We start from the raw sequence: 20866 nt of genomic DNA, 5'->3' as shown, positions 1-20866 counted from the left end.
GCCGGCACCGCCGCCATGACGGTGGCCGCCCATCATGGCGACCATCATCAGCGGGCAGGCCGGCTCACCGGCTGGTGTGACCGCTCATCCGCCGCCGGTGATGGTGGCGGGCCGGTGCGGCGGCGGTCCGGGAACAGCCGGGTCACGCCCCACACGACCAGCGCGACCACCGCCACCCAGAGCCCGAGCATCAGCAGCCACCCGGTCAGGCCCAGCGCGGAACAGTAGGCGGGGAACATCGTGACCTCCTTCGTCCGCCGGTTGCTTCATGTCGCACGCTCACCATGCGCGCCGCCGATGAGGGTCAGACCGGCTGAGCCGTGAAGGTTCCCTGAAGCTCCGCGGGCCGGGCCGGGCGGAACCGGCGCAGACGCAGGCTGTTCGTCACCACGAACACCGACGACAACGCCATCGCGGCCCTGGCCGACATCGGGTTGAGCAGACCGGCGGCAGCGAGGGGCAGGGCGGCGACGTTGTAGGCGACGGCCCAGAACAGGTTGGTCCTGATGGTGCGCAGGGTGCGCCGGGACAGCCGGATCGCGTCGACGGCGGCGGTGAGGTCGCCGCGGACGAGGGTGAGGTCGGCGGCGTCGTTGACGCCGTCGCCGGCTGGCTGGTGTGTCTCACCCTGCCGGCGAAACCGGTCACCTCGCACGCCCGGGTGCCCACCGTACGGGCGCTGCGGTACCTCGAGCAGTTCTGCCGGCGTTCACCGCCTCGACCGCAGCCCCGGCCACGCCGGCACGGACCGGCACCACGACGGCCCGGACGCCGGGTGGCAGTTGACCGTCAGACGCGACGGACCCGTCGCGACCTTGGACTTCGCGCACGCCCGGTGCACCCTCGACGCGCGAGACGGCGCTCTGCTCCTGCAGGTGAACGCCGACGACACCGAAACCCTGCACGGGATCCAGGCGCTGCTATCCGCCGACCTCGGCCGGTTCGCCCGCCGTGAACAGCCGGCCATCACCTGGCAATCCGGGGGGTACAGCCAGCTCTGAACGTGCGGTGCACGACCGACCGGCTCCTAGGGCCCGAAACCCGATTCGGCTGAGCCTGTCGATTTTCGGTGACTCGTTCGACAGAGAGGTGGAGGACGATCAAAGATCGCATCAAGGAGGACGACCATGGTGCAGTACGCGGTGCTCATCTACGCGGCGGACGCGGCCACCGACGCCGGCGAGCTGGAGGTGCACGACCGGCACGCGCAGCAGCTCGAGGCGTCGGGCGCGCTGGTGGCGGCGTTCGCGCTGGAGCCGGGCGCGACGGCGACGTCGCTGCGCGGCGACGGGGTGACGGACGGGCCGTTCGTGGACGCGAAGGAGGTCGTCGCCGGCTTCTACATCCTGGAGGCGCCGGACCTCGACGCGGCGCTGAGGATCGCCGGCGGCAATCCGGTCATCGCCATGGGCGGCGGCGTCGAGGTACGGCCGATCGCGGGCGGTTTCGTGCGCCCGCCGTCGGGCTCGTGACCGTCGAAGCCGCGCTCGCCGACGCGCACCGCAGCGGCTGGGGCCTCGTGCTCGCCGCCACGGTGCGCGTCGCCCGCGACCTGGAACTGGCCGAGGAGTGTGTGCAGGAGGCGTACGCCGCCGCCCTGCGGTCGTGGCCCGCCGACGGCGTCCCGGCGAACCCGGCCGGCTGGCTCACCACCGCCGCGCGGCGCCGTGCCGTCGACGCGATCCGCCGCGAACGGGTCTACCGCACCAAGCTCGCGTTCCTCACCCCGCCCCCGGACGACAACGACGAGGAGCGCGACGATCCGGCGCTGGACCGGCTCGCCGACGCGGTGCCTGACGAGCGGCTGCGCCTGGTCTTCCTGTGCTGCCACCCGGCCCTGGCCCCCGACGTGCAGCCGGCCCTCACCCTGCGGATCGTGTGCGGCCTGACCACCGCCGAGATCGCCCGCGCCTTCCTGGTCTCCGAGGCGACCATGGCGGCACGGCTGACCCGCGCCAAGAAGAAGATCGCCGCGGCGCGCATCCCGTACCGCGTCCCCGCCGCGGCCGACCTCCCCGAACGGCTCCGCGGCGTGCTCGGCGTGATCCACCTGCTGTACACCACCGGCCACACCGCCCCGTCGGGCGGGACCCTGCTGCGCGCCGACCTCGCCGACCAGGCGCTGCGCCTGGCCCGCCTGCTGCGCGCGCTCCTGCCCGGCGAGCCGGAGGTCCGCGGCCTGCTGGCGCTGCTGCTGGTCACCGACGCCCGCCGCGCGACCCGCGCCGACGCCGACGGCCGCCCCGTGCGCCTGGAGGACCAGGACCGTTCCCGCTGGGACCGGGCCGCGATCGCCGAGGCCCACGAGCTCATCGTCGGCGCGCTGAGCCGCCGCCCGGGCCGCTACGTCCTGCAGGCCGCGATCGCGGCGCTGCACGCCCAGGCCCCCACCTTCGCGGCGACCGACTGGCCGCAGATCCTGCAGCTGTACGACGAGCTGCTCGCCGTCTGGCCGTCGCCGGTCGTGGTCCTGAACCGCACCGTGCCCCTGTCACGGGTGCACGGCCCCGGGCCGGCCCTGCGCGAGGTCGAGGCCCTGGAGGGCGAACCGCGCCTGGCCGGCTACCAGTACCTGCCGGCGATCAAGGCCGACCTGCTCGAACGGCTGGGCCGGCCCGAGGAGGCGGCGGAGGCGTACCGCCGGGCCGCGACGCTCACCACGAACGAGCCCGAGCGCGCGTTCCTGTCGGCCCGGGCCGACCGAATCTACTTCTGATAGCCGAAGTCGTCGCAGGTGCGGCGCTGCAGGAGGCAGTTCTTCGTGCGGCTGTTCATGGTGGCCGGGTCCCACACCACGAACGCGTCGCCGTGCATGGAGGACGCGCTGCGGCCCTCCTTGTCCGACGAGAGGTAGTAGCCCTCGGTCGTGCCCTTCACGCCGTACTGGATGTCGAAGGTGAGCGCCGGGATCTTCACCGGGTGGCTCGCCGGGCACGTGTTGTTGCCGCCGTACGCCACGTGGTCCTTGTGGTTCGGGCTGTCCAGGTGCTCGCCGTCCCAGCAGTCCGGGAACTGCAGCATGAAGTGCAGGGTCGCGGTGCCGCCGCAGATCGGCCAGTTGCCGTTGCTGCTGCGGGCGATGCCGTCGAGGTCGCCGGGGCCGTAGAACGCGCAGTAGAACTGGCCCTTCGCGCCCCGCGGGGTGGGCTGGCTCTTCTTGGCGTCCCCGGAGATCATGCGCAGCCCGGTGGGCATCGGCAGCTGACCGGCCGACGTGCTCGCGAGCGTCCGGTAGTACACCCGGAAGCCCGTCGTCTCCGCCGGCTTGCCGGTCGCGGCGTCGTACAGCGTCGGCACCCAGTACGCGGAGTGGTCCTGGGCCGGCTTGCAGCTCGTGGCCGTGAACTTCATGAGGTCGGCCGGCGTCGTGTCGGCCTTCGTGGCCGCGTTGCCGACGAACGAGTGCATGTGCGAGGCGCCCGGCAGGCCCGGGAAGACGATCGGGTCGTCGGCGGCGGAGTGGCTGTACGCGCAGTCGGCCCGGAACTCCGCCAGGTTGCCCACGCCGGCCGGGACCGGGTCGGTCTTCAGCGCGTTGTACGCGTCGGTCTGCGCCTTCCACGCCGCCTTGTCCACCGGCACCCAGCCGGTCGCGGGCGGCTTGGCCGCCGCCGTGGCCGACGCGGTCGCCGCCCCCGGCGCGGACGCCGGCGGGGCCGTGGCGTCCGCGGACGACTGGCCGGCCTGGTCGGAGGCGGTGGCCAGGCCACTGTCGGCGCCGGCGGGCACGGGCTCGGGCTCGGCCGAGGCGCCGCTGAAGTACACGGTCAGGCCGGCGATGACGGCGACGACGGCCACGCCCGCACCGATCGCGAGCCTGTTCCGGGCGAACCGTGCCAGCACGGTGTTCGACACGAGCCCACTCCACACATAGCTGATCACGGCCGCGGCCATGGTAGGCGCGACCGGCGCCGCTCCGGAACCTTTCTAAAGGTTCCTTAAAGCCCACCACAGCCGGGAGCGCCCGCACAGGCCTGCGCGGGCGCTCCCGGGTAGGTCGCTCTACTCGGTCGGCGGGTCGGCCAGGGGCCAGCCGCCGGCGGCGAGGTGCGCGGAGACGCGGACGACGTCCTCGGGGGTCGCCGTCTGCAGCACCTCGTCCTTGATCATGCCCTCGATGTCCTCGGCCGAGATCGGGTCGCCCTCGGACTGGTCGGCGAGGTCGCGGGCGATCTTGCGGATCTCGTCCTCGGTCAGCTTCCGGCGCAGGATGCCCAGGAGGGCCACGTAGTCCTGGCGCGGCACGCCGGTCGGGTAGCCGGCGCGCAGCCAGCCGATGCTGCGGATGAGGAAGTTGGAGCGGGACTCGCTCACGGATGCTCCCTACTTCTTGTCGACGATCGTCGGGTAGATGTGCTCGAAGCTCAGCGCCTTGCCGAAGCCGCTGGCCACGATGAAGGTGATGCCCAGCACGACGCCGAGCAGCACCACGATGAAGCACACCCAGCCCAGGACCGTCCCGATCGGCTGCGCCTTCGCGCCGGCCGTGCCGCCGGCGTGGACCTCGGCGTCGCCGCCGGCGCCCCAGGCGAGCGAGCGCACGCCGAGCGCGAAGAGGGTCGGCAGGCCGGCGCCGAGGATCAGGCCCGCGAGCAGGACCCGCCAGGCGGCCTGCAAGGCGAACTGCAGGTTCTGCGACATCAGCGGACCGCCTCGGCCATCTCGGAGGGAGCGGGCTCCCACTCATCGTTGACGTTGTTGTGATCGACCGGCTTCTTGCGCGAGTGCCAGTACATGTACCCGGCGAGCGCGACGAGGATGAGGAAGACCACGATGGCGCCGGGCAGGCCGCCGATGAGGTGGCCGATCCACCACATCACGCCGCCGACGACGGCGGCCGCCGGGAGCGTGATCAGCCAGGCGAGCACCATGCGCCCGGCCACGGCCCAGCGCACCTGGGCGCCGGGCTTGCCGACGCCGGTGCCGAGGATGGAGCCCGTCGCCACGTGCGTCGTGGACAGGGCGAACCCGAGGTGGCTGGAGACGAGGATGACGGCGGCCGAGGACGACTCGGCGGCCATGCCCTGCGGCGGCGCGATCTCCACGAGGCCCTTGCCGAGCGTGCGGATGATCCGCCAGCCGCCGAGGTAGGTGCCGGCCGCGATGGCGAGGGCGCACGCGGCCTTGACCCAGAACGGGATGTTCTTGGTGTCGGTCCATTCGCCGGCGGCGATGAGGGCGAGGGTGATGACGCCCATCGTCTTCTGGGCGTCGTTCGTACCGTGCGCCAGCGACACCAGCGACGCCGAGCCGATCTGGCCCCAGCGGAACCCGTTGTCGGTGAACCGCTGCGCGACCCCGAGCGTGACCTTGTAGATCAGCCAGGTGCCGACCGCGGCGATCACGCCCGCGATGACCGGCGACATGACCGCGGGCAGCAGCACCTTGCCGACGAGGCCGTCGAGCTTGGTGCCGTTGCCGTTCCAGTTGACCCCGGCCCAGCCCAGGCCCGCGATGGTGGCGCCGACCAGGCCGCCGAACAGCGCGTGGGAGGAGCTGGAGGGCAGGCCCAGCAGCCAGGTCAGCAGGTTCCAGACGATCCCGCCGCAGAGGCCGGCGAGCACGATGAGGAGCAGCGCGGAACCGCCGCCTTCGAGCAGGTTCGCCTTCGGTGTGCCGTCCGAGTTCTGGATCTTCACCACCGCGTTGGTGACGGTGAGCGCGACCTCGACGCTGAGGAACGCGCCGACGAGATTCAGGATGCCCGACAGCAGCACGGCGGTCTTGGGCCGCAGAGCCTTCGTCGCGATGGAGGTGGCCATCGCATTCGCTGTGTCGTGGAAGCCGTTGGTGAAGTCGAACCCGAGGGCGGTCACGATCACCAGGACAAGCACCACGGTGGTTTCTGTCACGCGCTGATCGTCGCGCCGGTCCAGCAGCGGCGACAGTGGGGGGAGGGGGTCCTCCGGAAATGTTCGGCCGCCGTACATCTGCCGTTCACCTGCCGGTGCCGGATGGCCTGGAACGGGGTCGCCATCAGGCGGCTGTACCGGTACAAAGGGGGGATGACGTACACCCCGCGCGAAGCGGTCGAGCGGACCGGGTTCAGCCTCGACACGCTGCGGTACTACGAGCGCATCGGCCTGCTCGACAGCGTCGACCGCAACGCCGGCGGCCAGCGCGTCTTCACCGACGACGACCTGAACTGGCTGGGGATACTGCGCTGCCTGCGCGACACCGGCATGCCGATCGCCCGGATGCTGCGCTACGCCGAGCTGGCCCGGGGCGGCGACGACACGTTCGCCGAGCGCGCCGAGCTGCTGGAGGAGCACGACCGCGACATCGAGGCGAAGATCGCCGCGTTGCGGGACGAACAGGGACGAATCCGGGAAAAGATTCAGTGGTACCGCACCGAGCTGACCGCCGCCGCGGTGAACATAACGTCCAGGTGAACAAGAGCCATCACCGACGAGTGCCGGGAGGGATCTTCACACCGCGGCGGGCGTCGATGTGGGATCGGCGTAATTCAGGAAGAGAAGTCGGCGTGACACGTGTGTAACTGACCGTTTGTACGTTCGTCGCGTGATGCAGACCCGCACGGTCTGTTCCTACTGCGGGGTCGGCTGCGGCATGGTCCTCGACGTGGCGACGGACCCCGATGGCCGCCGCCGCGTGCTCAAGGTGCTCGGCGACAAGGAGCACCCCGCCAACGCCGGGCGGCTCTGCACCAAGGGGGCCACGAGCGCCGAGATGCTCGCCGGGCCCGGGCGGCTGGAGCGCGCGCAGCTGCGGCGGGGCCGTGACGAGCCGCGGGCCGCGGCGAAGCTGGACGAGGCGGTCGCGTACACGGCGGCGCGGCTGCGGGCGATCATCGACGAGCACGGGCCGGACGCGGTCGCGTTCTACGTGTCGGGGCAGATGACGCTCGAGGCGCAGTACCTGGCGAACAAGCTCGCCAAGGGTTTCGTGCGCACGAACCAGATCGAGTCCAACTCGCGGCTGTGCATGGCCAGTGCGGGCAGCGGGTACAAGCTGTCCCTCGGCGCCGACGGGCCGCCGGGCTCCTACGACGACTTCGACCGCGCGGACCTGTTCTTCGTGATCGGCTCCAACATGGCCGACTGCCATCCGATCCTGTACCTGCGCATGCTGGACCGCATCAAGGCCGGCGCGAAGCTCATCGTGGCCGACCCGCGACGCACCGCGACCGCCGAGAAGGCCGACATCTTCCTGCCGGTGCGGCCCGGCACCGACCTGGCGCTGCTCAACGGGCTGCTGCACCTGCTCGTGGCCGGCGGCCACGTGGACGAGGCGTTCATCGCCGAGCACACCGAGGGCTGGGAGGCGATGCCGGCGTTCCTGGCCGACTACCCGCCGGAGCGGGTCGCGGAGATCACGGGCGTGCCGGAGGCCGACCTCAGGCGGGCCGCGGACGCCATCGCGGCCGCCGGGGAGTGGATGAGCTGCTGGACGATGGGGCTCAACCAGAGTACGCACGGCACCTGGAACACGAACGCGCTGGTGAACCTGCACCTGGCCACGGGCGCGATCTGCCGGCCGGGCAGCGGGCCGTTCTCGCTGACCGGGCAGCCCAACGCGATGGGCGGCCGGGAAATGGGGTACATGGGGCCGGGCCTGCCGGGGCAGCGCTCGGTGCTGGTGGAGGCCGACCGGGTGTTCGTGGAGCGGGCGTGGGGGCTGCCCGGGGGCACGCTGCGCACCGACGTCGGCCGGGGAACGGTCGAGCTGTTCGAGCGCATGGCGGCCGGCGAGGTGAAGGCGTGCTGGATCATCTGCACCAACCCCGTCGCGTCGGTCGGCAACCGCAAGACGGTGGTGGCCGGGCTGGAGCGGGCCGAGCTGGTGATCACCCAGGACGCCTACGCGGAGACGGAGACCAACGCCTTCGCCGATGTCGTGCTGCCGGCCGCGATGTGGTCGGAGATCGACGGCGTGATGATCAATTCGGAGCGGAACCTGACGCTGGTCGGGGCGGTCGCCGACGCGCCCGGGGAGGCGCTGGCGGACTGGGAGCTGATCGCGCGGGTCGCGGTGGCGATGGGCTACGGCGACGCGTTCCGCTACGAGTCGGCGGAGGAGGTGTTCGCCGAGATCCGCGGCTTCTACAACCCGCAGACGGGCTATGACCTGCGCGGGGTGGACTACCCGCGGCTGCGGCAGGGGCCGGTGCAGTGGCCCGCCGCGCCGGGGTCGAAGAGCCGCAATCCCATCCGGTACCGCAACGAAGGCGCCGGGCCGCGCCTGACGTTCGCGACGGCGAGCGGCCGGGCGGTGTTCTTCCCGCGTCCGCATCTGGACCCGGCGGAGCTGCCCGACGACGACTTCCCGTTCCTGCTCAACACCGGCCGGGTGCAGCACCAGTGGCACACGCTGACCAAGACCGGCAAGGTGGCGAAGCTCAACAAGCTCAACCCGGGCCCGTTCGTGGAGCTGCACCCGGCGGATGCGCAGCGGCTCGGGGTCGTCGACGGCGACTCGGTGGAGGTGGCGTCGCGGCGGGGCCGGGCGGTGCTGCCGGCGACGGTCACCGACCGGGTGCGGCCGGGGAACTGTTTCGCGCCGTTCCACTGGGGCGATCTGTTCGGCGCCGATGTCGCGGTGAACGCGGTCACGTCGGACGCGGTGGACCCGATCTCGTTCCAGCCGGAGCTGAAGGTCTGCGCGGTGAGCCTGACCCGGGTCGCGGCCGGGTCGGCGGTGGACGCCCTGGACTCCGGGCCGCCGCCGTTCACGGAGGTCGAGCGGATGTACCTCGGGGGCTTCCTGCGGGCCCTGGAGCACAACCCGCCGGCGCCGGGGTTCGTGCCGCGGCTGCCGGCGGGGGCGCCGTTCGACGCGGGCCGGGGCGCGTGGGTGGACGGGTACCTGGCCGGCTCCTATCACCGGCCGGGGGCGCCGGCGGCGGCCGAGAGCACGGCGCGGACGATCGAGATCCTGTGGGCGTCGCAGACCGGCAACGCGGAGGAGTTCGCCGCGCACGTCGAGCGGCGGCTGGCCGACGAGGGCTGGCGGGCGAACCTGCGCGGGATGACGGCGGCGGCCGGGGACCTGCTCGGCGGGCGCAACGACCTGCTGGTCATCACCAGCACGTTCGGCGACGGTGACGCGCCGGACAACGGGGCGGCGTTCTGGGACTCGCTGCAGGGCGACGCGCCGCGGCTGGATGGGCGGCGGTACGCGGTGCTGGCCTTCGGTGACTCGAGCTACGCGGACTTCTGCGGGCACGGCCGGCGCCTCGACGCGCGGCTGACGGAGCTGGGGGCGCAGTCGCTGACGGCGCGGGTCGACTGCGAGCCGGACTTCGAGACGGCGGCGCACGGCTGGCTCGATGCGGTACTGCAGGCGTTGCGCAGTCCCGCGACGGCGGCGGCGCCGCGCAAGGCGGGCCGCGGGGACGTGGTGGCGGCGACGCTGCGCGGCAACCGGCTGCTGAGCCGGCCCGGGTCGGCGAAGGAGGTGCGGGAGTTCGTCTTCGACGTGGACGCCGACTTCGGGTACGCGGCCGGGGATGCGCTCGGGGTGTGGCCGGTCAACTGCGCCGACCTGGTCGAGGAGTGGCTGGCGGTGACCGGGCTGGACCCGGTGTCCATCGTGGACGTCGGCGGGGAGGTCGAGCTGCGGGGGGCGCTGCTGCACCGGCTCGACATCACGCGGATCACCCCGGACCTGATGCGTTTCGTCGCCGACCGGGGCCCCGACAGTCCACTGCGGACGCTGCTGCGCCCGGACAACCAGGGGGAGCTGGCGAAGTACACCTGGGGGCGGCAGGCCGTCGATGTCGTCGCCGAGCACGCGGTCAAGGCGGACGCGGACGAGTGGGTGGGGGTGCTGAAGCGGTTGCAGCCGCGGCAGTACTCGATCTCGTCGTCGCCGTTGCTGTCGCCGACCCGGGTGGCGACCACGGTGTCGGTGGTGCGCTTCGACAACGGGGCCGGGCGGGTGCGCAAGGGGGTCTGTTCGACGTATCTGGCCGATGCCGGCCCGGACGCGCCGGTGCGCGTGTTCCTGCAGCGCTCTGCGCACTTCCGGCCGCCGGCCGACGACGCCGTGCCGATGATCATGGTGGGGCCGGGGACGGGGGTGGCGCCGTTCGTGGCGTTCCTGCAGGAGCGGCAGGCCCGCGGGGCGCGCGGGGCGAACTGGCTGTTCTTCGGCGAGCAGCGGCGGGCGACGGACTACTACTACGCCGAGGACCTGGAGCGGCTGCGGGACGGCGGGGTGCTGACCCGGCTGGATGTGGCGTTCTCGCGGGACCAGCGGGCGAAGGTGTACGTGCAGGACCGGATGCGTGAGCACGGGGCGCACCTGTGGTCGTGGCTGCGCGACGGGGCGCACTTCTACGTGTGCGGCGACGCGACCCGGATGGCGAAGGACGTGGACGCGACCCTGCGCGAGATCGTGGCGGCGCACGGCGGGATGGACGAGGGCGCGGCGGCGGCCTACGTGAAGCAGTTGGCGGCGGAGAAACGGTACGTGCGCGACGTGTACTGAATGGCACTACTGTGGGCCGATGAGCGTGCGGTGGCTCGTCGTGGACTACGGCACCGCCGCCACGGTGGCGCTGGTGTGCGGCGCCGACGGGGTGGTGGCGCCGGTGCGGGTCGACGGCCGCGAGGAGCTGCCGTCGGCGGTGCTGGTCAACGCGGCCGGCTACGTCACCGGTGCCGACGCGGTGCGGCGGGCCCGGATCGACTCCGACTGGTTCCGGCCCGCGCCGAAGCTCGAGCTGGGCCGCAGCCCGACCGCGGTCAGCGACGCCGCGCAGACGCTGCGCCGCATCGCCGGGGACGCGCGCCCGGAGCGGGTCGTGCTCACGGTGCCGGCGAGCTGGCCCGAGTCGCGGCGGCAGGCGCTCGCCGACGCGGCCGTCGCCGCCGGGCTGCCGTCGCCGTCTCTGGTGGCCCGGCCGGTCGCCGCGGCCGCGTACTGCACGCTGCTGCCCGGGCGGGAGGTGCCCGACGGCGGGGCGGTGCTGGTGTACCACCTCGGCGCCGGTGGTTTCGAGGCCGCGGTCGTGGTGCGGGCCGGGGATGCGTTCGAGGTGGTGGCGGCGGACACGAACCCGACCGGCGGGCTGGTGCTCGACCGGCTCGCCGCCGACCGGTTCCGGGAGGCGCTCGGCGAGCCGGCGCACGACCGGCGGGGCTGGATGTTGTTGCTGGACAACGCCCGCGAGGCCCGGGAGGCGCTGTCGCGGCAGGAGACCCTGGAGCCGCTGAACGCCGGCGCCGGGCTGCTGACCCGCGGCGAGCTCGAGGCGGCGCTGCGCCCGGCCCTGGCCGCGACGGTCGTGACGGCGCGTTCGGCGCTGGCCGCGGCCGGGCTCGGCGACGGCGTGCCGTGGCTGCTGACCGGGCGGGCGGCGGCGACGCCGCTGGTGGCCCGGCTGATCGGCGGGGAGCCGCTGGTGTTGCGCCACCCGCGGTTCGCGGTCACGGCCGGGGCGCTGCTGCTGGCCGGCGGCGAGCCCGCGGGCCTGGCCGAGCTGACGCTGGACGAGCAGCGCACGTACGCCGTCGGCGGCGGGCACGTCACGACGACCTGGCGCGCGACGGCGTCGACGATCGAGGAGCTGCGGCGGCGGTACCGGCTGAGCCTCCCCGACCACGCCGAGCACCCGGGCGACCGGTGGTCCCGCCGGCGCGACGAGCGCGGGCTGCGCCACTTCCACGACGTCACGCTGTTCCCGGCCGCGGAGCCGGGGGCCGCGGGCCTCGGCCCGGCCTGGCGCATCCCCGACCACCTGCCGACCGTGGTGCGCGAGGACACCGCCGTGTTACCCGGGCCCAATTGACTGGACAACCGGCGCCGCGGTCCGAAATGGTCGAGGCCATGCGACAGGACGAGATCTGGGACGACGACACCGCCGAGCGCTACGACACGCCGGGGGAGGGCATGTTCGCCGCGGCGGTCGTCGACCCGGCGGTGGCCCGGCTCGCGTCCCTCGCCGCCGGCGGCGCGGCCCTGGAGTTCGCGATCGGCACCGGGCGCATCGCGGTGCCGCTGCACGCCGCGGGGGTGCCGGTGACGGGGATCGAGCTGTCGGGGCCGATGCTGGCGCGGCTGCGGTCCAAGGCCGGGGAGTCCGAGATCCCGGTCGTGGTCGGCGACATGGCGCACGCGACCGCGCCGGGCGAGTACAACCTCGTCTATCTGGTTTTCAACACCATCTCGAACCTGCTGACCCAGCCGGAGCAGGTCGCGTGCTTCCGCAACGCGGCCCGCCACCTCGTGCCGGGCGGGCGGTTCGTCGTCGAGCTGGAGGTGCCGGACCTGCGCCGGCTGCCGCCCGGGCAGACCGCGGTCGTGTTCGGCTCGGAGCCGGGCTACCTGGGCCTGGACACGTTCGACGTGCTCAACCAGCGGATCGTGTCGCACCACTTCACGTTCGACTTCGACGGCACCCGGCACGCCCGGCTGGGGCGCAGCCCGCACCGGTACATCTGGCCGTCCGAGCTCGACCTGATGGGGCAGCTGGCCGGGTTCACCCTCGAGTCGCGCGACGCCGACTGGTCCGGGGCCGAGTTCACCGGCGAGTCGCGCTCGCACGTGTCGGTGTACCGGCTGGCGTCGTCGTGACCGTAAGTTTCAGCCGCCGCCGCACGTAAGCGGTGGTCCGTGACGGTCCGTGATTGACGGCGATCGTTTTCGGCGCTCACGATGCGGGCATGGGCCTCAGATCTTCCAGGACGAGAACAGCGATCGGCGGTGCGGCGGCCCTGGCCGCGGTCGCGGCCGGTGCGCTGATCGCCGTCGCGTTCAGCGCCGGCAGCGCATCCGCCGGGACCGGCACCGGTTACCTGCACACCAGCGGCAACAAGATCGTCGACTCGACCGGCGCGACGGTCCGGCTCACCGGTATCAACTGGTTCGGCATGGAGACCGACAACCACACCTTCCACGGGCTGTGGGCGGGCAAGCCGGCGAGCTGGACCCAGCAGCTGGACCACATGGCCCAGCTCGGGTTCAACACCATCCGGGTGCCGTACACCGGCGACTCCCTGCGCGCCGGCGCGACGGCCACGAGCATCAACACCGATACCAACCCGGACCTCATCGGGCTGTCCCCGCTGCAGATCCTGGACAAGGTCGTCAACTACGCCGGCGGCAAGGGGATGCGCATCATCCTCGACCGGCACCGGCCGACGGCCGCCGGCCAGACCGCCCTGTGGTACACCGCCGCCGCCTCCGAGGCCAGTGAGATCGCCGACTGGCAGTCGCTGGCGTCGCGGTACGCGAACAACCCGACGGTCATCGGCGCGGACCTGTTCAACGAGCCGCACGCCGACGGCACCGAGCCCAACGGCACCGGCTCCTGCTGGGGCTGCGGCGACACCACGAAGGACTGGCGCCTGGCCGCCGAGCGCATCGGCAACGCGGTCCTGCAGACGAACCCCAACTGGCTGATCTTCGTCGAGGGCGTCAGCTGCGACGGCAACGGCGGGTCGCCGAACGTGTACGACAACGTCCCGGACGACCCGATGGCGTGCGACTGGTGGGGCGGCAACCTGTCCAAAGCGGGCACGTACCCGGTCCGGCTCAATGTGGCCAACCGCCTGGTGTACTCGGCGCACGACTACGGCATCTCGGTGTACGACCGGCAGCCGTGGTTCAAGGACTCGAACTTCCCGAACAACCTGCCCGACGTGTGGGACCACTTCTGGGGCTACCTGTACAAGCAGAACATCGCCCCGGTGCTGGTCGGCGAGTTCGGCAGCACCCTGCAGAACCCGCTGGACACGCAGTGGCTGACGAAGCTGATGGCCTACATGGGCAGCGGCACCAACGGCATGTCGTTCACGTACTGGTCGTGGAACCCGGACTCGGGCGACACCGGCGGCATCGTCGGCGACGACTGGATCACCGTGAACCAGACGAAGATGAACATCGTCGGCCCGTACCTGAACCCGCCCGCGGGCGGCGGCGGACCGACCGGCGGCCCGACCTCACGGCCGCCGTCCTCGCAGCCCCCGTCCTCCCGCCCGCCGTCGTCCCCGCCGGCGTCGTCGTCACCGCCACCGGCCAACGGCGCCTGCTCCGCCACGTACGAGGTCACCAGCCAGTGGCCGGGCTCGCCGGGCGGCTTCCAGGTCGCGGTGACGGTGAAGGCCGGCACGTCGGCCATCTCCAAGTGGACGGTCAAGTGGACGTACGCCAACGGCCAGGCCATCACCCAGCTGTGGAACGGCACCCTGACGACGTCGGGCTCCGCGGTGACAGTGACGAACATGGCGTACAACGGCACGATCCCCGCGAACGGCACCACGTCCTTCGGCTTCACGGGCACGTGGACCGGCACGAACGCCACGCCGACGGTGTCCTGCACCGCCTGAGGTGAGCTCCGGGCCGCGGCCCGGCACAACCCCGGCCCGGCCGACCAGCGACAGTCGGCCGGGCCGGGCCTTCGGGTGCCCATGGCTATGCTGACTCGATGATCAACAAGGTGGAGCTCGTCATCTTCGACTGCGACGGCGTGCTCGTCGACAGTGAACGTATTGCGGTGCGGGTCAACGTGGCCATCCTGGCGCGGCTCGGCTGGCCGCTGACCGCGGACGAGGTCATCGAGCGGTTCATCGGGCGCTCCCACGCGGCGATCGCCGAGAGCATCGGGGCACAGCTCGGCCCCGCCGCGGCCGCGGCCTGGACGGAGCGGTTCGAGGCCGAGCACCGGCTGGCCGTCGACGCCGGGCTGACCGCGGTCGACGGGGTCGTCGAGGCGCTGGACCGCATCACCACGCCGACGTGCGTGGCCTCCAGCGGCACGCACGAGAAGCTGCGGCACACCCTGGGCCACACCGGGCTGTACGAGCGCTTCGCCGGGCGGATCTTCAGCGCCACCGAGGTGGCCCGGGGCAAGCCGGCGCCCGACCTGTTCCTGCACGCCGCGAACAGCCTGGGTGTACCACCGGCGGCGTGCGTGGTCGTCGAGGACAGCCGGTACGGCGCCCAGGCGGCCCGGGCCGCGGGCATGCCCTGCCTGGCCTACGCGGGCGGTCTCACCGCCGCGGACCGCCTGGCGGGTCCGGGCACGATCGTCTTCCACGACATGCGTGAGCTCCCGGCGTTGCTGGAGCGCGCCGGCGCCGCCGAGCCGGCCGTGCCGTAAAGGCGGGCGGCTCGTATGGTTCCGGGACGTCTCCTTCGAGGCCGGCTACGGCGAGGTCTTCGGCTTCCTCGGGCCCGACGGCGTCGGCAAGACCACGACGGTGCGCACCCTCGGCACCCTCATCGCCCGACCTCGGGCTCGGCCACGATCGCCGGGGTGCCGCTGACCCCGGAGAACGGCGTGGAGATCCGCCGGTGGATCTCGGTCATGCCCGAGTCCTTGGGGCTGTACCTGCGGCTGAGCGTGGCCGAGACTCGGCACCAAGGCCTGAGGCGCAGCGTCGGCCGGCCGGCAACGGCCGCTAGGCTGCGGCGGTGATCGTCGACGCCGCGCAGTGGTTCAGCCTCGATACCGACGCTGCCGCCTCGGTGGCGCGGTCGATCGCCGAGCGGTCCGGGTCCGAGCTGACCGAGGTCCGGCCGTATGAGTACGCCGGGCGGCGCGGGCCCGTCGCGCTGTTCGCGGTGGGCGACGAGCAGTTCGCGTTCGTGCCCGGCGGCGCGGTGACGGTCGGGTTCGACAGCGGCGGGTTCGAGCCGACGCCGGAGCAGGAGGCGAGCTTCGCGGACACCGCGGAGGAGTACGGCATCGAGGGCGACATCCGGCAGTTCACCGGCTCGGTCACCTCACCCGCGCGGACCGTCGTGGTGCCACCGCTGCTCGTGGCCGTGGAGGCGGTCGAGGCGGGCCTTGTGGCCGTGCCGCCCGACCATCCCGAGGTGGTGCGGCGCGTCGAGAAGACCCGGAGCCTCCCCGGCCCGGGGCTGCCGTCCACGCCGCGGCAGATCGAGTGGTCGGGCGCCGCCCGGGCGATCCTCCGGCCGGACTGGACGGTCGAGGCCGCCTGGCTGCTCGGCGAGCCACAGCCCGATCTCTTCGCTCTTCGCTTTTCGGCTGGCATCCGTAGGAGCGTCCGACTGCCATGCACGCCGGCGCGTCCGACCGTCCGGTTGAAACTGTCGGTCAAGCCTTTGTGGCACCGTCCGCGAGGGCGTCACACAATTCCGGCGCACCCTCCCGGACGGGATCCCCGCCGGTCGCGGCAACGCCCCGCAGCGCCGCCTCGACCCGGCGGTTGCTGGTCATGGTGGCGGTGACGGCGGTCATGGCCAGGAGGAGGCCGGCGGCGGTGTAGAGCGGGGTGCGGATGTCGTAGGTGGTGGCCAGCCAGCCGCCGAGGAAGGCGCCGATGGGGGCGGCGCACATGGCGAGCATGCGGGAGGTGGCGGCGACCCGGCCCATCAGTTGGGCCGGGACGATCGCCTGCCGGAGGGAGGGCGCGAGGACCATGGTGGCACCCATCCCGGCTCCGCAGACGGCGAGGGCGAGGCCGGCCACGTACGGGTTGGGGGCGGTGGCGAGGCCCAGGATGGCGAGCCCTTCGACCGTGGCCGTGGCGGTGAGTGCCGCGCCGGTGCCGAGTCGCCGGCCGAGGACGGAGGCGATGCCCGCGCCGAGGAGGCCGCCGGTGGCTTCGGCGGTGAGGAGCAGGCCGAAGCCGAAGGGGCCGGTGCCGAGGCGGTCGTGGGCGAAGAGGGCGAGGACGGTCTCCACGGCGAGGAAGGCGATGTTCCCGACCGCTGGGCGCAGTGCGAGTCCGAGCAGCAGCCGGTCCTGGAACACGTAGGAGGCGCCGGCCCGCGCTTGCCGCAGGAGCGACTCGCGGGCCTGCGGTACGGGGTGGGGTGCGGCGGGCAGTGTCCGTACGAGTAGTGCGGAGAGCGCGAACGACACCGCGTCGGCGAGGAGTGGGACCGTCCGGCCGAGGGTGAGCAGGGCGCTGCCTGCGGGTGGGCCGGCGAAGCCGGATGCGGCGGTCTGGGTGCCGCGGAGGCGGGCGTTGGCGCGTTCCAGGCGCGCGGGGTCGCGGCCGAGCAGGTCGGGCAGGTAGGCGGTGGCGGCGGTGTCGAAGAAGAGCCCGCCGAGGGCGAGGAGGAACGCGAGGGCGGCGAGCAGTGGGATGCTCAGCATGTCGAGTGCGGCCGCGGCGGCCGGTATCGCGAGCAGCACCGCCCGGGCTGTGTCGGCGACCCACATCGTGCGGCGGCGGTCCCAGCGGTCGACCAGTGCGCCGCCGAGGACCCCGAACAGCAGCCAGGGCAGCGTCCCGGCGGCCGTGACGACGGCCAGCGCCATCGGGTTCCGGGTCAAGGTCAATGCCAGCAGCGGCAGCGCGGCATGCGTCACCCCGTCGCCGAGCGAGGACACCGTCTGCGCGGTCCACAGCCGCCCGAACCCGGGCGGCAGCTTCCGGAGGTCGGAGGTCATTCGGCGTCCCCTTCGGCCTGCTCGCGCGATGCCGGGTGGAACAGGGCGAAGACGAGTGACGCGTCCGGCAGCGACGGATCGGACAGCGCGCGGTACTCGTCCGCCAACGCCTGCAGCCGCGACCCCAGCTCCGCGAACTGTTCGTCGGTGAGCCGCAGATGCGCCAGCTGTACGTGCCGCTCGCCGTCTGCCGGCGCGGCCTCCAGGTCCGCCACCGCGTGCCGCATCAACACATCCGGCTGCCCCGCCCCCGGATCCGGTAGCTCGATCGTCCGTGCGGCCATCGCGTAGTACCGCTCGATGACCCCCCGCACCTTCCGCGTCCGCACCACCTTCACCAGGCCGGCCCGTTCGAGCAGCCGCACGTGGTAGCTGGAGCTCCCCTTCGCCAGACCCACCCGTTCGGCGATCTGCGTGATCGTTGCCGGCTCGAACCGCAGCGCGGCGATGATCCGGTGACGCGTGAGGTTGGAAACGGCGCGTAGCTGCTCTTCGGTGGTGACGTGGAACGTCTCGGGGAGATCGTCGTCGGGCATGGGACAATGGTCAACGATTCTTGACCATTGGTCAAGAGGGGTCCGGTACGGCCGCCGACCGAAGACCGGGGGCCGAGGGTCAGGCGATGGTGCGCAGGAAGTCGTCGACGGCCCGCGTCGCCTCGGCCGTGCCCTCGGCGGTGATGCTGAGCAGGCCCGTGCCGTGCAGGCTGCCCGGGACCAGGGCGAGCTTGCGGCGCTCGCCCGGCGTTGCGTCGTACATGGCCTGAGCCGCCGTCGCGAACGCGCTGTCGCCCGTGGCCGCCACGTACAGGACCGGGGCGGTCAGCTTCGGTACCGCCGCCAGCGCGCTCTCGCCCGCGTAGTCGCCCGGGCCCGACAGGCTGATCACGGCGGCCGGCGGCGGGTCGAGGCGGGCCGCGGCGATCAGGGTCGCCGTCGCGCCGCGGGAGGCGCCGGCCAGGACCACGCGGCCGCTGCCGGCGGTGCGCGCGAAGGCCACGGCGGCGGTCACGTCGTCGGAGCCATGGCCGGTGTCGGCGCGGGGCGAGCGGCCCTCGCCGTTGAAGTCGAAGGCGAGCACGCGGTACCCGGCCGCCGCCTTGCCCTTCGCCCACGCCAGCCAGGAGCAGCCGGTGGCGCTGGCCTGCGGGGCGAGCACGAGCGTGACGTCGCCGGCGCCGAGCAGGTACCCGGCCAGGAGCGTGCCGTGGCCGCCGGGGAAGGCCACCTGTTTGTCGTCGAGCGCGGGGTCGCCGCACAGGCCGGGGGTCGGGGCCGGCGAACGCAGGGTCGGCGCGGCGGAGGCGGGCGGTCCGGCGGGCGCGGGCGCGGGGGCGGCGCAGGCGGCGAGGAGCAGCACGCCGCCCAGTAAGGTCACGAGTCGCATACCGTGTAGGACCGCTGAGAAGGCGCCGCGGTTTCGCCTAGAGCCTGACCGTCTCCGGTTCGCCGGCGCCGGCGGCGGAGCGGTACCACGCCTCGACCGTCGCGACCGCCTGCCGGCCCTCCTGCGGGGTCGCCGTCGGGTCGCCGCGCAGGATGGCCTCGTACTGGCGGCGGAAGGAGGCGGTGTACTCCGCGTCGCCGTCGACGTCCAGCACCCGGCGGGCGCCGACGCTCACGCCGCCGGGGTCGATGGTCAGGGTGCCGCGCTCGCAGACGATCGTGGTCTCGTGGAAGAACGCGGGCGAGTCCACGAGCGTGAGGTGGGCCCGGCGGCCGTTGTCGAGGTACACGGTGGCGGCCGCGCTCGTCTCGACCGTCCAGCCGGACGGGGTCGCGACCGTCCCGGCGACCGCGCGCGGCCGGCCGCCGAGCAGCCAGCTCGCCCGGTCGATGCTGTGCACGCCGACGAGCATCGCGATCCCGCCGCCGGCCCGGGAGGGGTCCGCGAACCAGGCCGGGCGGTCGGCGCGGGCGTAGTCGGTGGAGCGGCGTTCGAGGTACAACAGCGGCATCCCGAGTTTGCCGAGCTCCTCGCGGGCGGCCCGCACCTGCGCGAAGAACCGCCCCTGCTGCCCGACCCGCAGGCGCTCCCCGGCCGCCGCGATCATGCGGTCGCACGCCGCGGCCGTGACCGCCATCGGCTTCTCGACCAGCACCTGCCGCCCGGCCGCGGCCGCGCGGACCGTCAGCGCCTCGTGGTCGGCGTGCGGTACCGCCAGCACGACCAGATCCGCGGCGGCGAGCACGTCGTCGAACGCGGTCACGGCGCGGGCCGCGTACCGCCCGGCGAGCCGCGCGGCCCGGTCCGGGTCCCGGTCGGCCACGACGGTGAGCGTGAGCCCGTCCACCCGGGCCGCGGCCGCCGCATGGCGCCACGCGACCTCGCCCGCCCCGACGATTCCCAGCCTCATGATCGAACTGTATCGGCAAGAGTTCGACGGGAGCCGGTCCTGGGTGGGCCGCCTGTGCAACGCGATCGCGGATCTCATCGCCAAGCGCCGGAAAAAGGGCACAATGCCGGGATGAGCCAGCGGATCGCGATGGCGGCCCCGGCCGCCGGGGGACAGGTCGCCTATGCGGTGACCGGGTCCGGGCCGCCGCTGGTGTACGTCTCCGGCTGGCTCGGCCACCTGGAGCGCGGCTGGGCGCTCCCCGCCGAGCGGGCCTTCTACGAGGCGCTCGCCGACGGCCGGAAGCTCATCCGGTACGACAAGCCCGGCACCGGGCTCTCCCCGGCGCGGGAGGGCGCCGGCGAGTACACCCTGGAGGACGAGCTCGACGCCCTCCGCGCGGTCGTCGCCGCCGCCGGGGTCGAGCGGTTCGACCTGATGGGCATCTCGCTCGGCGCGCCCGTCGCGGCCGCCTGGGCCGCGCTGGAGCCCGGCTCGGTGCGGCGGCTCGTGTTGTACGGCGGGTGGGCCCGCGGCGCCGACATCGCCTCGCCCGAGATCCGGGGGCACGTGCTCGGCCTGGTCCGCCAGCACTGGGGGCTCGGCTCCGACCTGCTCACCGACGTCTTCGCGCCCGACGCCGACGCGGTGACCCGGGCCGCGTTCGCCCGCTACCAGCGCGAGGCCGCCGACGCCGACACGGCGCACGCGATGCTCGGGCTCGCGTACCGCATCGACGTTCTGGATCTTCTCCCGCGCATCGGCGCGCCGACGCTCGTCGTGCACCGGCTCCGGGACCGGGCCGCGCCCGTCGAGCAGGGGCGGCGGCTCGCCGGCGGTATCGCGCACGCGCGGTTCGAGGCGGTCGCGGGGCGCTCGCACCTGCCGTACATCGGCGACACCCGGCCGGTGACCAGCCTGATCCGCCAGTTCCTGGGGCTGCCGGGGCGGCACCGGGGCGCCGGGCCGACGCTTACCGCGCGGCAGCGGGAGGTGGCCGCGCTCATCGCCGCGGGGTCCACGAACCGGGAGATCGGCGAGCGCCTCGGCATCACCGAACGCTCGGCCGAGGCCCACGTCGAGCGGATCCGGGCGCGGATGGGCTTCCGGTCGCGGGCGCAGATCGCCGCCTGGTGGGCCGCGAACTGAGGTATTTCCCCGCCTGTTCCGGGCGGGCGGCCCGGGCACGATCGGGG

At 73.3% G+C, this 20866-nt stretch carries 19 protein-coding genes and 1 pseudogene; 10 read left to right on the top strand and 10 right to left on the bottom strand.

Annotated features, from left to right (window positions below):
* Nucleotides 1–47: 47 nt before the first annotated feature.
* Nucleotides 48–239, bottom strand: a complete 192-nt coding sequence (locus AB0B76_RS36210) for a hypothetical protein (protein ID WP_360384041.1) — start codon at nucleotides 237–239, stop codon at nucleotides 48–50.
* A gap of 65 nt (nucleotides 240–304) precedes the next feature.
* Nucleotides 305–583, bottom strand: a pseudogene (locus AB0B76_RS36205) (hypothetical protein); the annotation flags it as partial.
* A 199-nt stretch (nucleotides 584–782) separates the two neighbouring features.
* Between AB0B76_RS36205 and AB0B76_RS36200 the strand changes: the two are divergent.
* The 3 genes from AB0B76_RS36200 (at nucleotide 783) to AB0B76_RS36190 (ending at nucleotide 2716) form a co-directional block, all read left to right on the top strand.
* A complete protein-coding gene (locus tag AB0B76_RS36200; RefSeq protein ID WP_360384039.1) occupies nucleotides 783–1001 on the top strand; it encodes a DUF2218 domain-containing protein in 219 nt (72 codons plus the stop codon).
* A 126-nt stretch (nucleotides 1002–1127) separates the two neighbouring features.
* Entirely contained in the window at nucleotides 1128–1472 is a 345-nt protein-coding gene (locus tag AB0B76_RS36195; RefSeq protein ID WP_360384036.1) for a YciI family protein, read from the top strand.
* Between the two features lie 47 nt (nucleotides 1473–1519).
* Nucleotides 1520–2716 carry a sigma-70 family RNA polymerase sigma factor gene (locus tag AB0B76_RS36190; protein ID WP_360384123.1) on the top strand — a complete coding sequence of 399 codons (1197 nt, stop codon included), beginning with the start codon at nucleotides 1520–1522 and terminating at the stop codon, nucleotides 2714–2716.
* On the opposite strand, the gene AB0B76_RS36185 is transcribed toward AB0B76_RS36190, so the two are convergent.
* The 4 genes from AB0B76_RS36185 to AB0B76_RS36170 all read right to left on the bottom strand — a co-directional run bounded on the left by AB0B76_RS36185 (nucleotide 2707) and on the right by AB0B76_RS36170 (nucleotide 5852).
* Nucleotides 2707–3882, bottom strand: coding sequence for a DUF1996 domain-containing protein (locus AB0B76_RS36185; RefSeq protein WP_360384033.1), 1176 nt, complete (start codon nucleotides 3880–3882; stop codon nucleotides 2707–2709). The genes AB0B76_RS36190 and AB0B76_RS36185 overlap by 10 nt on opposite strands.
* A 120-nt stretch (nucleotides 3883–4002) precedes the next feature.
* Nucleotides 4003–4314, bottom strand: coding sequence for a DUF3349 domain-containing protein (locus AB0B76_RS36180; protein WP_360384030.1), 312 nt, complete (start codon nucleotides 4312–4314; stop codon nucleotides 4003–4005).
* Between the two features lie 9 nt (nucleotides 4315–4323).
* The gene (locus AB0B76_RS36175) at nucleotides 4324–4641 is read right to left on the bottom strand and encodes a hypothetical protein (protein WP_360384027.1); all 318 of its coding nucleotides are present in this window, start codon (nucleotides 4639–4641) and stop codon (nucleotides 4324–4326) included.
* Complete coding sequence (locus AB0B76_RS36170; protein ID WP_360384024.1) at nucleotides 4641–5852, bottom strand: inorganic phosphate transporter; 1212 nt, start codon at nucleotides 5850–5852, stop codon at nucleotides 4641–4643. Before AB0B76_RS36170 ends, AB0B76_RS36175 begins: the two co-directional genes overlap by 1 nt.
* A gap of 153 nt (nucleotides 5853–6005) precedes the next feature.
* Here AB0B76_RS36170 and AB0B76_RS36165 point away from each other — a divergent pair, with 153 nt between their 5' ends.
* The 6 genes from AB0B76_RS36165 (at nucleotide 6006) to AB0B76_RS36140 (ending at nucleotide 15067) form a co-directional block, all read left to right on the top strand.
* Nucleotides 6006–6392, top strand: a complete 387-nt coding sequence (locus AB0B76_RS36165) for a MerR family transcriptional regulator (RefSeq protein WP_360384021.1) — start codon at nucleotides 6006–6008, stop codon at nucleotides 6390–6392.
* A gap of 133 nt (nucleotides 6393–6525) precedes the next feature.
* Nucleotides 6526–10452, top strand: coding sequence for a bifunctional nitrate reductase/sulfite reductase flavoprotein subunit alpha (locus AB0B76_RS36160; protein ID WP_360384120.1), 3927 nt, complete (start codon nucleotides 6526–6528; stop codon nucleotides 10450–10452).
* 19 nt (nucleotides 10453–10471) lie between these two features.
* Entirely contained in the window at nucleotides 10472–11755 is a 1284-nt protein-coding gene (locus AB0B76_RS36155; protein WP_360384018.1) for an Hsp70 family protein, read from the top strand.
* 38 nt (nucleotides 11756–11793) lie between these two features.
* The gene (locus tag AB0B76_RS36150) at nucleotides 11794–12540 is read left to right on the top strand and encodes a class I SAM-dependent methyltransferase (RefSeq protein WP_360384016.1); all 747 of its coding nucleotides are present in this window, start codon (nucleotides 11794–11796) and stop codon (nucleotides 12538–12540) included.
* An 89-nt stretch (nucleotides 12541–12629) separates the two neighbouring features.
* Nucleotides 12630–14294, top strand: coding sequence for a cellulase family glycosylhydrolase (locus tag AB0B76_RS36145; protein ID WP_360384013.1), 1665 nt, complete (start codon nucleotides 12630–12632; stop codon nucleotides 14292–14294).
* A 98-nt stretch (nucleotides 14295–14392) separates the two neighbouring features.
* Nucleotides 14393–15067 (top strand): HAD family hydrolase, encoded by a 675-nt coding sequence (locus AB0B76_RS36140; protein ID WP_360384010.1) that lies wholly within the window; start codon nucleotides 14393–14395, stop codon nucleotides 15065–15067.
* Between the two features lie 963 nt (nucleotides 15068–16030).
* Here AB0B76_RS36140 and AB0B76_RS36135 read toward each other — a convergent pair.
* From AB0B76_RS36135 to AB0B76_RS36120, 4 genes are all read right to left on the bottom strand, one after another.
* The gene (locus tag AB0B76_RS36135; protein ID WP_360384007.1) at nucleotides 16031–17335 is read right to left on the bottom strand and encodes an MFS transporter; all 1305 of its coding nucleotides are present in this window, start codon (nucleotides 17333–17335) and stop codon (nucleotides 16031–16033) included.
* A complete protein-coding gene (locus tag AB0B76_RS36130) occupies nucleotides 17332–17871 on the bottom strand; it encodes a helix-turn-helix domain-containing protein (protein ID WP_360384005.1) in 540 nt (179 codons plus the stop codon). Before AB0B76_RS36130 ends, AB0B76_RS36135 begins: the two co-directional genes overlap by 4 nt.
* Before the next feature lie 79 nt (nucleotides 17872–17950).
* Entirely contained in the window at nucleotides 17951–18712 is a 762-nt protein-coding gene (locus tag AB0B76_RS36125) for an alpha/beta hydrolase (RefSeq protein ID WP_360384002.1), read from the bottom strand.
* Between the two features lie 46 nt (nucleotides 18713–18758).
* Nucleotides 18759–19691, bottom strand: coding sequence for a Gfo/Idh/MocA family oxidoreductase (locus AB0B76_RS36120; protein ID WP_360383999.1), 933 nt, complete (start codon nucleotides 19689–19691; stop codon nucleotides 18759–18761).
* 111 nt (nucleotides 19692–19802) lie between these two features.
* On the opposite strand from AB0B76_RS36120, the gene AB0B76_RS36115 reads away from it, so the two are divergent.
* Nucleotides 19803–20819: an alpha/beta fold hydrolase gene (locus AB0B76_RS36115; RefSeq protein ID WP_360383997.1), complete on the top strand. Its 1017-nt coding sequence runs from the start codon at nucleotides 19803–19805 to the stop codon at nucleotides 20817–20819.
* Nucleotides 20820–20866 lie beyond the last annotated feature (47 nt).

It is taken from the genome of Dactylosporangium sp. NPDC049140 (assembly GCF_040648435.1).
This window is presented reverse-complemented; position numbering and strand designations above follow the sequence as displayed.

Coding starts and splice junctions, on each gene's coding strand:
- AB0B76_RS36130 (WP_360384005.1), bottom strand. CDS start 17,871: ATGCCCGACGACGATCTCCCCGAGACGTTCCACGTCACCACCGAAGAG.
- AB0B76_RS36165 (WP_360384021.1), top strand. CDS start 6,006: ATGACGTACACCCCGCGCGAAGCGGTCGAGCGGACCGGGTTCAGCCTC.
- AB0B76_RS36145 (WP_360384013.1), top strand. CDS start 12,630: ATGGGCCTCAGATCTTCCAGGACGAGAACAGCGATCGGCGGTGCGGCG.
- AB0B76_RS36155 (WP_360384018.1), top strand. CDS start 10,472: ATGAGCGTGCGGTGGCTCGTCGTGGACTACGGCACCGCCGCCACGGTG.
- AB0B76_RS36175 (WP_360384027.1), bottom strand. CDS start 4,641: ATGTCGCAGAACCTGCAGTTCGCCTTGCAGGCCGCCTGGCGGGTCCTG.
- AB0B76_RS36115 (WP_360383997.1), top strand. CDS start 19,803: ATGAGCCAGCGGATCGCGATGGCGGCCCCGGCCGCCGGGGGACAGGTC.
- AB0B76_RS36120 (WP_360383999.1), bottom strand. CDS start 19,691: ATGAGGCTGGGAATCGTCGGGGCGGGCGAGGTCGCGTGGCGCCATGCG.
- AB0B76_RS36210 (WP_360384041.1), bottom strand. CDS start 239: ATGTTCCCCGCCTACTGTTCCGCGCTGGGCCTGACCGGGTGGCTGCTG.
- AB0B76_RS36135 (WP_360384007.1), bottom strand. CDS start 17,335: ATGACCTCCGACCTCCGGAAGCTGCCGCCCGGGTTCGGGCGGCTGTGG.
- AB0B76_RS36150 (WP_360384016.1), top strand. CDS start 11,794: ATGCGACAGGACGAGATCTGGGACGACGACACCGCCGAGCGCTACGAC.
- AB0B76_RS36140 (WP_360384010.1), top strand. CDS start 14,393: ATGATCAACAAGGTGGAGCTCGTCATCTTCGACTGCGACGGCGTGCTC.
- AB0B76_RS36160 (WP_360384120.1), top strand. CDS start 6,526: ATGCAGACCCGCACGGTCTGTTCCTACTGCGGGGTCGGCTGCGGCATG.
- AB0B76_RS36195 (WP_360384036.1), top strand. CDS start 1,128: ATGGTGCAGTACGCGGTGCTCATCTACGCGGCGGACGCGGCCACCGAC.